The following is a 14,354-nucleotide window of genomic DNA, read 5'->3' as shown; positions in this document are numbered from 1 at the left end:
AGCGTACCCATGTGTTGGAATAGATTCACATAAAATAAAAATATTGTTAGGGATCGTGTCGAAAAAAATTTTTTTGACACCCCACGAACGGGTCAAACCGTTGATAAATCAACATTTATAGAGGGAGGAAATGAAAAACCATTTAGCCCGTATTACTGAAGTAGTAATTTGAACTAACTTTTCATAGGTCCTGTCCCCCTAGCAATATGCCTTTTTACATCCCATTAGAATTTGTTCTGTTTGACATTTATCCCCTCCTTAACCATTCCAAACTCATGTCGCATATGGAACATTTGTTGTATAATTTCATTATAGGTATTGCTTCATCACCACTCAAGCAACAAAATCTCTGTTTTGTTGCTTAAGCACCAGATTATGCAAAATGTCTAATTATCTATCAAATGGAGGTATCTTATGATTGAGCAAAACACAGATCTACGTATGATTCGTACAAGGAAATTTATTATAGATTCCTTTATTCAATTATTGGAAAAAAAGGATTTCAATAGTATAACAATTAAAGATATTACATCTGGAGCCATGGTTAATAGAGCAACCTTTTACCACCATTTCGTCGATAAATTTGATTTACTAGAAAAAGTTATTAAAAAGGAATTAACCTCAAATGTTCTTAAAGAACTTACGAATATTGAAGATTTTAACGATCAAATGCTTAAAAGCGTATTTATTTCTATCACCAAATTTCATATGAGTTTATCTGAACGCTGTCAACGAAGTTTTGATGATATGAGTGTAAATATTGAATCCATATTAAAAAAAGAACTTGAAGGTATTTTCTTTCAATCCCTACAAAAAAAATATCAAGATGAAGATAATGAAGAGTTAAGAATTACAGCAACTCTACTAAGTTGGATGATTTACTCAGCTGCAGTTGATTGGAGGCTCCATAGTGAAAAATCCCCTGAAGATTACTTTGAATATGCAATAGTATCTTTTAAAAAATTAGTAAAGAATTAAATATTAATAGCTTAGATAATCTCAAAATGCCTAAATAACTAATTGGGTACTTTAATGTTTAATTTCATTGGGATTAAAAGAGACGGTTCTCATAGTTAGATATAACCATGAGAACCGTCTCTTTGTTATACTATTCAAATTTTTTAGTAGTTCCTCGTTTTTTAAATGCGATAAACCCAATCTGCCAAAAACTCCTCCACAGAGCGAACCATGACCACAAGTCAAAAATGATGACCGTAGTACTCCAGTCAAATCCTGTTCTTTTCCTCCAGCATTAACTAGAATCATTGCTATATTTTTTTTTGCGTGGTTGCCACAAATGCATTGGCTTTTCAGAAATTCATTTAACAGTATATAAATTCCATTTAAGTTAAAAAATATAACTACATGTATTCTAGGGGGCAATTTTTATATGGGTAATTTAGTTCAGGAAATTAAATCTAAATTTGCCAATCATGATGATTTTTTTATACATGAAGAGCGATTTAACCATACGGCAATATTTCTTATGGGATATAAAACACTTATTAATTTTACAAAGTCTAAATTATATGTTCGACAAATGGCAGAATTGTCTGCATCCGTTGATGAACTATTCATAAATCTTAGTGATCAGTTGGATGTTAAGGCTGAACAATTGATAAGTGCTATTATTGAAGGCAAATTAGTTGTCATATCTGAAAAAAATCGAAATGCCATTATGGAAACAGTCCCCCAAACCCTAAGCCGAAGTATTGAAGAGCCAAAAAATGAAAATCCCCTTCAAGGTCCTTTTGACGCCTTCGGAGAGGATGTTGATATGAACATAGGGCTACTACGAAAGAGGCTGAATACTGACCGTCTTTACCATTGTTCTTATCAAGTTGGTGAGTTGGAAAAGAGAAGGATTTCTATCCTTTATATTAAAGGAAAAACTCCAAGTGCTCTTATTGAAAAAATTATCCGGAAGTTAAAACAAATAGAAACTGACATTGAATCACTTGAAGACCTGAATAAACATTTTGGTTATCGTAAATTTATTCCCGTCAGTCATTTATTTGTAACGGAAATTCCAATTCAAGCCGTCCAGTCTTTAAAAAAAAGCCGAGTGGTTCTATTTTTGGACAATTATCCCTCAGCTCTTGTTTTTCCTCACCTATTTTGGGATATGTTTGTTACTGAAAATGATCGCAATTTCCCTTTTCTTCTATCATTTATGGTTCGCAGCTTAAGGGTAATTGGAGCTTTAGCCACTCTGATACTACCCGGTTTATATGTCGCCTTAACGTCAGTTAACCCCGATTTATTAAGGATAGATCTCGCATTGTTTGTGGCAGAAAGTAGAGAAGGAATTCCATTAACGCCTTTAATTGAAACCCTTACAATGTTGGTATTAGTAGATTTAACGATTGAAGCGATTGTCAGACTTCCTAAAAGTATAGGTTCTACCATTACAATGGTTGGGGGAATCATACTCGGTCAGGCGATGGTTGAAGCGAAGTTAGTCAGTCAATTATTAGTTATTGTAATAGCAGCAATGGTAATTGCAGCTTCCACAATAGTTGGAGTCCAAAACTCATTATACATTCGTTCACTTAAATATTTTATTTTATTTGCGGCATCCATTTTTGGTATTTTAGGTCTATTTACCGGATTATTATTTATTTGTATACTTCTGGCTAGTTTAACGACATTCGATATTCCGTATATGGCATTTCGCTTTCCTGAAAAGGGGGATTCCCAATGACCCAAAGGGTGCAAATGGCATTATTAGTTTGTGTCGCTAGCGGGGGGTTTGTATATTTACTTTATCCCAGACTAGTAACTTCGTCGACAGATAGCGGACACTGGGTTATGGTTCTTTTTCAAGGATTACTACAAATATTTTTTATGCTTATCTACAAAAAAGGACTGGATTACTTTCCAGATAAGGATCTTATCGATATATTTAGACAAATGGGAAAGTGGGTTGCATTCATCATTCTCGTCCCCTATGCATTTATCCTGACATCAATGGTTGGATTCGGTCTTCGCGCCCATAGTGAAGAAATCATTGCTATTTTGAGAATGAGTCGAACACCTTATTGGGCGGTATTGGCTTTTCTTGTTTTTATATCCGCTTTTACAGCGATAAAAGGTTTGGGAACGATGCTACGTGCTTCTGTCATTGTTTTTATCATCACTAATTTATTAATCATGTTTAATACTTTGACTGTGACAGCAAATTTTGATTTTTACAATGCTTTTCCAGTTTGGCCATCATCACTCCAATTCTTATGGGACACAAACTTTAATTTTCTAACCGGATTCTCACCGTTATTATTTTTAGGGTTCGTGCCATCCGAAAACAATATGAAATACAGTCACCTGTTTTGGGTATGGACATATGTAACTTTCATAATACTACTATCTGTGTATATTCCGCTTTTCATATTTGGACAAGAAACAGTTGTCAAACTTCATTATCTGGTGGAAGAGGCAGTTGATACGGTAGACATGAGATGGTTCATTTTCAGCAGACAAACGATATTCTTTGGTATGTCATTAATTGCGTTTACGATTTTCTTGAATGCACTTTTGCTATGGAAAGCCGGACAACTCATGCAGAAAACGTTTAATTGGAAAAAAAACAAACGGTCTTATTCGATTATTGCTTTTTCATCGTTAGCATTTCTTATGGGATTATATGTTCCAAACCAGTATATGATAGAGAAATCTGTAGAGTTGAGCACAGGCATTCACGCTTTGTTAATTGTAATCATTCCTTTGATCATTTTTATCTATGGTGTCATAAATAGGAGAAGGATGGCGGTTTATGAAAAGAAATAGTCGTTTCAAACTTTTCATTGTACTTATTTCTTTAACGTTCCTTTGCGGTTGTTGGAATATTAAAGAAATCAATCACCGCACCACTCCATTGTACATAGGTGTATCCAAAGAAAACGATGACGAATACATTGTGACAATGTATGTTCCAGTAACGCAAAGTGGCGAATCAGAATCAATAATTGCAACAAAAAAAGGAGATACTCTTTCTAATATTTTCCGACAATTGCGAACAGACTCAGATAGTGCGCTTGACTACTCACATGTACAATTAATAGTCATCCAAGAAAAATTGGCAGAGAACGAAGAGGAAATGACTAAATTAATTCGTCTTTCAATGGCGGTGGAGCAACTGCCATCCCAAGCATTGGTTGTCATTACAGATGACGATATTAAAAAGATGTTTTCAAATATTGACAAATTACTGGGTACTCATGGAACCTATGTCCAAGAATTTTTTTATAAAGAGGAGTGGGCTCCAGAGGTTTCGAGCACCCACATTTGGGAGTTGTATCGCAGTCTATATTCCTATACGGAAGATATAAATGTTCCAATCATCACTATCGACAAGGATACAGGAATAGGTTTCAAAGGTACTGCTATTTTTAAAAAGGGAAAATTGACGGGGCGGGTCAACCCAAAGGAAAATCTACTGTTGAATTTATTTCATCACGACAATGCAAAAGGAGAGATAGAAAGTCTGGGTTCATCCGGCGTTATTGTACTAAACAGCTCTTTGTACATGACACCATCAATGAAAAAGAATGAACCGCTCGTGTCATGCGATCTTAAAATAAAAATAGATGTTATAGAAAGGAACGATGGTGTGACAGATAAACAGATACAAGGAGAATTCAAAGAGCTTATTGAAAAGCAATTTTACAAGATCTTCACACAAACCCAAGAAAACAAAGCGGATGTTTTTGGCTTTGGCCAATATTTTCGTAATCAGCTTTCATATCAGGAACTAAAAAAATGGAGAGACGAATATTATCCCAAGTTAAAAGTTAATTTTCAGGTTCATGTAAGTATGAAATAACTATATTTCGTTTAATATTACAAGTGATGTCTCTCAAATGAAATTGAGCCACAGTAACAATTAGTAAAATACCCTTACAAAGAAGCGTCAAAGACAGGGAATTGGTCTTTGACGCTGAAATATTACCTAAGAAACTATATACTTCTTCCATTTTCCCTCCTAATACAATGTGCATCTTTTAATTTCAAATGAATTTGTTATTTTCAATTTTGATTATCAAATTTTCCAATAATCATGTCAAACCTAGTAGCTACTCTACAATGGTTAGGTTCTTTTTCCATTCATTACCTCCATTAATACTAATGATGACTACTTATTATTAACATAGTTCTTTATTTTGATATTTATTTTTATTTTCTCTTATTCAGTCTAGGAAAGTTCCATTTTCATAATCAGAGAACGCTTTATTTATTTCTTCCTCTGTATTCATAACAAGTGGGCCTCTGGCAACCACAGGTTCGCCAATAGGTGCTCCTGCATATAGCATTACATGCATATCCTCTTCAGCTTTTATAATAATATTACTTAGGTCAGCGTTGTGCCCTGAGCCAAGCCATAATACTTCACCAGCTTTTCCGGCTGTTTGTTCTGGAACAAAGGTTTCTGAACCTTTTATTATATATAAGAATCCATTATAGGACCCTGGGAATTCGGGACCGTGTGAATATCACTATTTTGCTGAAATCGAGGAGTGTATTTACGACTAATTGTTCTGCTATAAATGTTGGGACTCATCTAATATTCCTCCATCTTACAAATTATTTGTAGAAACAATGTGTACTACAGTTATTAATTATGTATCCTTAATGCCTTATTGATAAGTAGGCACTTTAATGTGGGGTAGTTTCTTTGAAGAAACTATAGATTAGAGAGCCAACTCTCCCAACTTTATATACATAACTTTCCATTATATAAAAATCCACTTCAGTAATTCACCAAAACAAAGAGAGCACAAAAAATTGTACTCTCTAGAATTTCATTCTCTTATAAATCTTAGCTATTGCGCCGAGATTTTTCTTCGACTAATACATTCCTCTAATCCATTCTTCAAACTCAATAAAATACCTCAAGGATCCTGGGTTTAATAATGATCCTTCGTTAACAGCTTGTTCAACTGGTATTCCCATTAATATTTTTTTTATGGGCACCTCTATTTTCTTTCCATTTAATGTTTTCGGCAGATCTTCCACACTAAAAATGTCATTTGGTACATGCCTTGGGGAACAGCTCAGCCTAATCGTTTGGTAAATAGTTGATCTCAATTCATTTGTAAGCAAAGATTCGCCTTTTAATACTATGAATAACGGCATGTACGATTCGTTAGAGTTTATTGGAATATCAACAATTAAACTATCGTTTATTTCTTGGATTGTATCAAGAGCACCGTAGATTTCACTAGTTCCCATTCTTATACCCCCACGGTTAATGGTTGCGTCTGATCTCCCATAAATAATTGCGGTTTCTCTGGTGGTAATCTTAATAAAGTCACCATGCCTCCATACATCAGAAAACACATTAAAGTAACTATTTTTATAACGTGATCCATTCTCATCATTCCAAAAATAAACCGGCATAGAAGGCATTGGTTCAGTTATAACGAGTTCACCTATTTTATCTATTACCTCTTGACCTTCATCGTTATACGCCTTTACAGCTGCTCCTAAGGCACGAGCTTGTATTTCACCTGAATATACTGGCAAAAGCGGACTTCCTCCAAGAAAACCAGAGCAAATATCCGTTCCACCACTAGTAGAAGTAAGCCAAACATCTTCTTTCACGTGTTCATAAACCCAGTTAAATCCACTTTCAGGTAATGGCGAACCTGTTGAACCAATGCATCTCAATTTGGAGAGATTAAATTGTTTTTTGGGATACATTTCAGCTTTCATAGACTCTATTAAAAAACTGGCACTTGTACCAAATATAGTGATTTTCGTAGATTCCGCCAACTTCCATAACGTTTCATTATTGGGATAGCCCGGATTTCCATCATACATTACAATTGTCGCCCCAGTAAGTAAGCCACTAACCACAATGTTCCACATCATCCAGCCTGTAGTAGAGTACCAAAAAAAACGATCTTCCTTTTTTACATCCATTTGAAGAACGTGCATTTTTAAATGCTCTAAAAGTATTCCTCCCTGGCTTTGGACAATCCCTTTAGGTTTTCCAGTGGTTCCTGATGAATACAATATCCAAAGAGGATGATCAAAGGGAACTGGTGTAAATGTTAAAGTTGAATCAATATTGTTTTTCAAAATTACTGGCCAAAGTAAGGTATTGGTCATTCCTGATAATTCAATTTGTTCTTCCATATTTGGGATAAGAATGGTTTGTTTAAGTGATGGCAATTCTGATTGTATTCTTTTCACAACCTCTATCCTGTTGTATCTCTTTCCCCCATATTGGTACCCATCAACAGTAAGCAAAATTGTTGGTTCGATCTGTTTAAACCTGTCTATCACACTTTTAATACCAAATTCAGGGGAGCAACTTGACCAAATAGCCCCTAAACTAGCACATGCTAAGAAAAACGTCAGCGTTTCGGGAATATTTGGTGCATACCCTACAACCCGATCACCACTCTTTACCCCCATAGAACGTAAATGTGCGGCTACTGCCGCCGTATTATTTTTTAATTCTTTCCAGCTTAATTGCTGCACTGGACGAGATTCAGATTTATGAATAATAGCAGGTCTTTCTGCATTTTCATTCCTAAAGATATGTTCAGCATAGTTTAACATTGCCCCCTGGAACCATTTAACGTCCGGCATATTACTACCTGATAAAACTTCTAAATAATTTCTAGAAGCTAAAATATTAAAATATTCCCAAATGGCTGCCCAAAAGTTTTCTATCTCAGTTACAGACCACTTCCATAGCTGGTTATATGTTTCAAATTTTAGGCCTTTATTTTCTTCAAGCCAATTCATAAATTTCTTTACATTAGTATTCATTTGCATTTCTTGTGGGGGTTCCCAAAGTAACTTCCCTTGCGCCTTTTCCGCCTCCAATTTTAGCCCTCCAGTCATAATCAAACTTAAGCATTTACTAAAAAAGAAAGAAGACGAAAAGTGTAAATGTTAGTATAGAACCTTTAATCGTCTCCCCTTGCAATCTTAACTTCATGTTTAAGAAACCTGGAATATACTAACTCCTTAAATAGTCTTTTTGATAATCACTTTATATTTTTGCTAAATCCACTTCAAATTGTGTACCCCACGCACTCAAAGCCTCCCAAACCTTTGGTTTTTGCGGCAGTACCTCATGCCATGGACGAGGCTCAAAAATACCAAGTTCCTCGATAAAAACATCCATATCTGTATACAATTCAACAACATTTTTCTCCGGGTCATAGTGGTAAGTAGCAATATTATGACCCGCAGTGTGACGAGAAGGCCCCCATAGGACTGCACGGCCATGTTTCGCTAATAGATCTGAACTTTCATATTGATGACTTGCATCTTTAAGTTGAAATGCTATATGGTGTAAAAATGTTTGCTCTGAAGCTACAATATTTATGACATGGTGGTCCGTATTGCATGTTAAGAAATTAGCAAAACCTGCCCCAATCTGGTCGGTAAATGCAAATCCCAATACATTTTGGTAAAATTGTATGGTTTCATTAAAGTTCCTGGCACAAAAAGCCACATGTCCTAACTTTAGAGGAATGATACCTGAAGTTCCAAAGCCACCAGCTGTTTGGTCCATTTCTGTAAATAATTCAAGGGTGTTTCCTGCAGGGTCCTGTAATTTTAGAACTTTTGAAATACCTGGTTTAGAATGAGCCTCTATATTTGAGGTGATTCCTTTAAAACTTAGATGTTCTTGTACTTCTTCTAGCGACAATCTACCATCTAATTGGTAACCGTAACTCCTAACTGCTTTTTCTTTAGCTGGTGTAATTACAATATTGTGATGATCAAGCCCGTTACTTAAATAGCTAACTCCTTCTTTTTCTTCTGTCATACGATAACCCATGACATTAGTATAATAGTCCACCATGGATTCAACATTTTTGGCATAAAAATCAACATAAGCTAATCGAAATACTTTTACAGTTGACATGATTTAACCCCCTAAATAGATTAATTTAATTTTAAATAACCAAATTGGAAGCGATTACATATTTACCTAAGAAATGATACTTTTTATTCATACAATAATGGTTATTTCTAAGCCACACTGGGATTTTTGTTGAGTAAATTAAATCCCAGTAATAAATACACGAGCTTATGAAACTGTTACTTTACTTCCTACTACTTTGTTTATTTGCTCACCAAGTTCAATAGTTCCATCAGTACTTCTAATTTGACATTTAATTACGTCTCCATCTACAAGGTACTTTCCATTTTGTAGCTGACTTTCCAAAAGTAGATCCAATTTCTTTTGGTGAGACAGCACCGGATTTGAAACTTGACCAATTAATTCTGGAGAAAGGTTTAAAGCAACACCACCAGTTGTCCCGGTAATGAGTAAATCCCCTTTTGATAAATCCATAATTGCTGAAAGCTCAGTAAGCGTCTCAGTTGGTTTGAATAAAAGTTGCTTTGTATTAGTAGATTGGCGCAGCTCTTCATTTACCCAGCATTTCAATTCTAAATCATGGATGGTCGATATTTCATCTTGATCAAGTAAGTATAGGAATGGGCCTGTAGGACCAAATGTACGGTAGCTTTTTCCTTTCATCCATTGTCCTTCAGAAAGCTGAATGTCTCTAGCAGAAATATCATTAAAGATAACAAGTCCTGCAACATATTTATGTAGGTTGTTGTCTGTAACTTCAACTGAACTAGTAATTTCTGTCCCTATTACAAGTCCTAACTCAACTTCATAATCTAGTAATTGAATATTAGAAGGACGTATAATTTCAGAATAAGCACCACAAAGTGAACTATCTGCTTTACTAAAAATTAAATTAAATGGAGGACGTACGGCTTCAAGGCCGGCTTCAGCTCGATGCGAAGAATAGTTAGCCCCTTGGCATATTATTCTTGCTGGTTTAGTAACTGGGCTTAAGAAGGTTATTTCCTTAAAAGATATTGATTCAGCTATCTTATCTTCTTTCACTTGTCTTGCCTCTTCTACTCCATTCTCTAAAAATTGTGCCAAAGAGCTATATGAATCTTTTAAAACAATAATACGATCGTCTGATACAACTCCCCAATGTTCTTTGCTTTCTTTTTCAAATCTTACTATTTGTATACCCATCTTTTGCTCTTGCCCCTCTCTACATATTTTGTTGTTTAACAATAAATCAAATCTAATTTAAGAATGTTTTTCATTTATTTGTTCTAGTAACTTTTTAACACGGAGGATTAAGTCGGACATGTTTTGTCTTGCCAAATCTTCGTCCCGTGCCATTATTGCATCATATATAGAACGGTGTCGTTCTAATACTTCTTGTGTTGGTGATTCATACATTGAATCATACAAAGATCTAGGAAAATTCATTGCTGCATGGTATGTTTTTTCACGGCTTAAGACAAGTGCTTTACGAAGAGTTTTAATCGTGTTAATCATGATAGCGTTGTAAGAAGCCTGTAGGATTCTTTCATGAAAATCATAGTCTGCTTTTGCCCAGGCTTTTTCGTCTCCAATGGATTGCTCAAGTCGTTCAAATGCATTTTTTATATTGATCAAGTCTTGTTCCGTTGCCCTTTTAGCTGCAAGAGATGCAGCAATCGGTTCTAGTCCTAATCTTACTTCGGTTAAGTGCAATAAAAAATCGGTATTGTTCCCATCTTCAATTATCCAGGTCAATACATCTAGATTCCACCATTGCCAATCCGAGCAAGGAAGGACTACTGTCCCAGCTTTTTGATTTGACCTTACTAATCCAAGTGTCGATAATCCTCTAAATGCTTCACGCACAACCGTTCTACTAACCTCATTTATTTCACTTATATACTCAACCTTAGGCAGTACCTCTCCAGATCTATATTCCCCGGTTACAATCTTTCTTCCAAATTCATGAACAAGTTGATCACTTCTATTTTTCATTTGATAATTTACCCTCCTACTAATACTAGTTTTAAATATTACAATCAGAATACATTATATTTAAATGTATTGGGAGAGTTATTAAACGAAGAAATATAATAAATAGCTGTCTATATAAACACCTACCTTTTAAAAATTTTGACCCATAAAAGCTAATAACAATTATCTGACTATTACAATAAATAATATTTATTTTATTGTCAATATAAAAAATTTTTTTTCAAAGGTAATATTGATAACCTTAATCATTAACTTTCTCTATAATGAGTATCCAGGTCCGCTTCTATTTTAATAATTTATAAGTTTTTAGCGAATTCGAATTATTGTTGACAAATCATTAAATGTGTTTTTAAATGAAAATAAATATTATTTAACAGAAAAATCTGATAAATAATATTTATAAAGAATTACCAAATGCTTTTTACAATCAAAATTTTGGAGGTTGTTATTAATGAGTGAGCAAATGGTAGAAATAAGTAGTTCTTATCAAATGCTATTAGAAAGTGCTAAAAAGGTAAGTCCTAGGCTAAAAGAGAGAGTCCAAGAGGTTGACCAACTTAGAATGCTCCCCCAAGACACAATTTCAGAATTAAAAGCGGCCGGTCTATTTAAGATCCTAACTCCTAAGAAATATGGTGGGCACCAATTAAATTTTCGTCAGTATCTTGATATTGTTTCAGAGTTAGGTAAGGGCTGCGGTTCCACTGCCTGGGTTTCCTCCTTGATAAATGTAGTAAATTGGATGGTTGCTACTACATTTACTGAAGAGGTACATAAGATTGTATTTGGTGAAGATGGTGATGTTAATTGTTGTGGAGTTTTGGAACCAAGAAATTGTGAAGTAAGAAGAGAACCTGATGGCGTTTATATCAAAAAAGGCTTATGGGGATTTGCCTCTGGATCTAGACATGCCGACTATTTCTTCTTAGGAATACCAATAGTCAATGAAAATGGAGTAACTGAAGGATTAGGAGCTGCTTTATTGCCTAAGAAGTATGTAAAAATTTTAGATGATTGGCATACGATAAGTATGCGAGGCACAGGAAGCAATAGTGTAACTGTAGAAGATGTTTTTGTACCAAATAGTTGGGTAACTTCTATATCAAAAGCAATTAAAGGCGATTATCCATCAACGCATTTACAAAACCAAGCTTTATATCGATCAGCATTTATTCCTGTTTCAGCATTAGTATTAATGGCTCCAGGGCTAGGTTTAGGGATTGCTGCTAAAGAATATTTTATTGAAAAACTGCCAAGTCGTAGAATTCAATATACATGGTATAACAAACAAGCTGAAGCTCCAGTTACTCATTTACAATTGGCAGAAGCCGTAATGAAAATTGAAGCCGCTTCCTTACTTACTTATAGGGCAGCTGATGAGATTGATAAATGGGCTCAAAAGGATGTTTATATGGACTTTAACAGCAGAGTTCAAGTTAGGGCTGATTGTAGTTACGCAAACCGCCTAGTTTCTGAAGCTGTTGACATTTTTATGTCTATGGGTGGAGGAAGTGTAATTTCTGAAAATAATACATTATCAAGAATAATGAAGGACGCAAAGACACCACCTCAACATGGACTAATTGTACCAACTACAGGATTAGAATTATATGGTCGTATACTTGCAGGCCAAGAATCTAATACTTTACTTGTTTAACATTAGTTTTTTTGGCTAGTTTATAAGGATCATCTAATATAAACAAAAATAGTATTCGATAGTATTTATAAAATATGGGGTTTTAAGAATTTGAGCTAAATTCGTTAATCAAATTTATGATAAGGGAGGAAGAAATTCTTCCCTTTCTTTATACACAGAGAAGAAAATAAAGAAGTAACAGGGGGATAATAATGGAAAATCAACAACTGAGTAGAGAATTGGTTGATTTTTTACAAGGCGAAAAAATCATTTCACTAATTACGATTAATAAAGAAACTAAACAACCTACTGTTAGCATCATTTCATGGCTACTTGCACATAAAAATGGGAGATTCCTTAGCTTTGCTGTGGGCCATAATGCAGACAGTACTAAGAATATAGAGGAAGATCCCTATGTTGTTTTGAACATTATAGCGGAAAACAGTACTTTCGAGGTAACCGGGGAGGGGAAAGTCTCAAATATTTACAAAGGTACAATAAAATATAGGGTTGTTACGGTAGAAATAAAAACAGTAATAGAAAACATGTTTTATGGCGGCAAGATTACCACTTTCCCCCAATATGAAAAAACCTATGATCTAATTTTAGCCAAAAAGTTAGATCATGAAATATACGTAACATTAAAAGAAATTCTTGAAAAAATATTGCTATAAAGGAATGTTACCAAGAGCAGTCTTGTATAGAAAATAAAACTTGTAATAGAAGTATTAACCATGGATATTTAGGAAACCCAAAATAAATTAACTAAGGGAATTTAGGGGTTATGCCTTTTTGCCGGCCACCTGTAGACTTCTCAAACTACCAAGCGGTTCCTTTTTAATTAAAACCTAGTTATCATTTATAACATGGATACTGCCCATATTATTTAATAGCTAATAGGTTCTGAAACATCATGTTATTTAACGAGGTAAACTTCAGAACCTTCTCCACTTACATATTTTGAACTATACCACGTAAGAAAAATGGGTGTCTGACAGTATAGAATTGTCAGAAATTAAGCGTATTCGACGAAAGTGGAAACTCTATTTTATACATATTGCTGAGTTTTAAAATAACTTTGTATGTTAGGTAAGTATATTATGTAACCATTAATAAATAAATTTTATGTTACCTTTGTTAAAGGATTCAAAGCTTTTTAAACTTAAAAGGACTTACCATTAATAGGGCTAAAATTATCGTAATTAATTCATTACTATATGAAAATAATCCCATACCAGCTAATGTCAACCCAGCAGCTGGAATAGGTAATCCTTTAAAGTATCCAATAGTTGGACTAATATTAAACTTGGCTAATCTTAAAGCTCCCATTATTGGAAACAGTACAAATGCTAAAGAAGTAAAGATTGATGGAGTTGCTAATGTATAAAATAGAATAGCTGGTGACACTCCGAAACTCACGATATCCGCTAAGGAATCCAATTCTATCCCAAAATTACTATTCACTTTTAATTTTCTAGCAACCCTCCCGTCAAGAAAATCAAAAAGAGCTGAACAGAAAATTAAAATGGATGATAGCTTTAATAAGCCGTTCATATTACTGGTAATTGAAAGCACACCACACAATAAATTACCAATTGTAAATAGATTAGGTACCACCCTCACTATCCAATTAAACATCCTAGTCCCCCTTCGCTTTGGATCTCCATTAATTTTCAAACATGTTACCTATTTAACCCTTTGCTAATCATTTTCAGTTCTTATACTTCTCAGGTTATTTTTGACATTGGTCATTTGTGTTTTTGATAAAATAAATGTTATAGTGACTCAGTAATTCAAAGAAGAATTAAAGATAATTACTTCAGGAATTACACTAAGCATATTAAACAACACCGTACCCAATATTATTCCTAAAAATATAATTTTTACTGAAAA

At 34.3% G+C, this 14,354-nt stretch carries 11 protein-coding genes and 1 pseudogene; 6 read left to right on the top strand and 6 right to left on the bottom strand.

All coding sequences use genetic code 11. The features are described 5' to 3' along the window. Positions 1–414 precede the first annotated feature (414 nt). The 4 genes from M3175_RS13365 to M3175_RS13350 all read left to right on the top strand — a co-directional run bounded on the left by M3175_RS13365 (position 415) and on the right by M3175_RS13350 (position 4,822). Positions 415–978, top strand: a complete 564-nt coding sequence (locus M3175_RS13365; protein ID WP_251519663.1) for a TetR/AcrR family transcriptional regulator — start codon at positions 415–417, stop codon at positions 976–978. A gap of 412 nt (positions 979–1,390) precedes the next feature. Next, on the top strand, positions 1,391–2,704 hold the full coding sequence (locus M3175_RS13360; RefSeq protein WP_251519662.1) for a spore germination protein: 1,314 nt from the start codon (positions 1,391–1,393) through the stop codon (positions 2,702–2,704). Then, positions 2,701–3,786, top strand: a complete 1,086-nt coding sequence (locus M3175_RS13355; protein ID WP_251519661.1) for a GerAB/ArcD/ProY family transporter — start codon at positions 2,701–2,703, stop codon at positions 3,784–3,786. The genes M3175_RS13360 and M3175_RS13355 overlap by 4 nt, the downstream gene beginning before the upstream one ends. Continuing rightward, positions 3,773–4,822 carry a Ger(x)C family spore germination protein gene (locus tag M3175_RS13350; protein ID WP_251519660.1) on the top strand — a complete coding sequence of 350 codons (1,050 nt, stop codon included), beginning with the start codon at positions 3,773–3,775 and terminating at the stop codon, positions 4,820–4,822. The genes M3175_RS13355 and M3175_RS13350 overlap by 14 nt, the downstream gene beginning before the upstream one ends. A 364-nt stretch (positions 4,823–5,186) precedes the next feature. Here the strand turns inward: M3175_RS13350 and M3175_RS13345 are convergent. The 5 genes and pseudogenes from M3175_RS13345 to M3175_RS13325 form a co-directional block, all read right to left on the bottom strand. Then, a pseudogene (locus M3175_RS13345) lies at positions 5,187–5,459 on the bottom strand (pirin-like C-terminal cupin domain-containing protein); the annotation flags it as partial. A 385-nt stretch (positions 5,460–5,844) separates the two neighbouring features. Beyond that, positions 5,845–7,854: an acetoacetate--CoA ligase gene (locus M3175_RS13340; RefSeq protein WP_251519682.1), complete on the bottom strand. Its 2,010-nt coding sequence runs from the start codon at positions 7,852–7,854 to the stop codon at positions 5,845–5,847. Between the two features lie 151 nt (positions 7,855–8,005). Then, a complete protein-coding gene (locus M3175_RS13335) occupies positions 8,006–8,890 on the bottom strand; it encodes a VOC family protein (RefSeq protein WP_251519659.1) in 885 nt (294 codons plus the stop codon). A gap of 165 nt (positions 8,891–9,055) precedes the next feature. Beyond that, positions 9,056–10,075: a fumarylacetoacetate hydrolase family protein gene (locus M3175_RS13330; protein ID WP_251519657.1), complete on the bottom strand. Its 1,020-nt coding sequence runs from the start codon at positions 10,073–10,075 to the stop codon at positions 9,056–9,058. Positions 10,076–10,090: 15 nt separating this feature from the next. Further along, on the bottom strand, positions 10,091–10,825 hold the full coding sequence (locus tag M3175_RS13325) for a FadR/GntR family transcriptional regulator (RefSeq protein WP_251519656.1): 735 nt from the start codon (positions 10,823–10,825) through the stop codon (positions 10,091–10,093). Between the two features lie 451 nt (positions 10,826–11,276). Between M3175_RS13325 and M3175_RS13320 the strand changes: the two genes are divergently transcribed. Both M3175_RS13320 and M3175_RS13315 read left to right on the top strand, forming a co-directional pair. Next, positions 11,277–12,482 carry an acyl-CoA dehydrogenase family protein gene (locus tag M3175_RS13320; RefSeq protein WP_251519655.1) on the top strand — a complete coding sequence of 402 codons (1,206 nt, stop codon included), beginning with the start codon at positions 11,277–11,279 and terminating at the stop codon, positions 12,480–12,482. A gap of 191 nt (positions 12,483–12,673) precedes the next feature. Then, on the top strand, positions 12,674–13,135 hold the full coding sequence (locus M3175_RS13315; protein WP_251519654.1) for a PNPOx family protein: 462 nt from the start codon (positions 12,674–12,676) through the stop codon (positions 13,133–13,135). Between the two features lie 472 nt (positions 13,136–13,607). On the opposite strand, the gene pssA is transcribed toward M3175_RS13315, so the two are convergent. Beyond that, on the bottom strand, positions 13,608–14,099 hold the full coding sequence (pssA, locus tag M3175_RS13310; RefSeq protein ID WP_251519653.1) for a CDP-diacylglycerol--serine O-phosphatidyltransferase: 492 nt from the start codon (positions 14,097–14,099) through the stop codon (positions 13,608–13,610). Positions 14,100–14,354: the final 255 nt, after the last annotated feature.

This window comes from Robertmurraya korlensis, assembly GCF_023715225.1.
GTDB lineage: Bacteria > Bacillota > Bacilli > Bacillales > Cytobacillaceae > Robertmurraya_A.
Note: the sequence above shows the minus strand (reverse complement) of the source record. Positions and strands in the feature narration are given on the sequence as shown.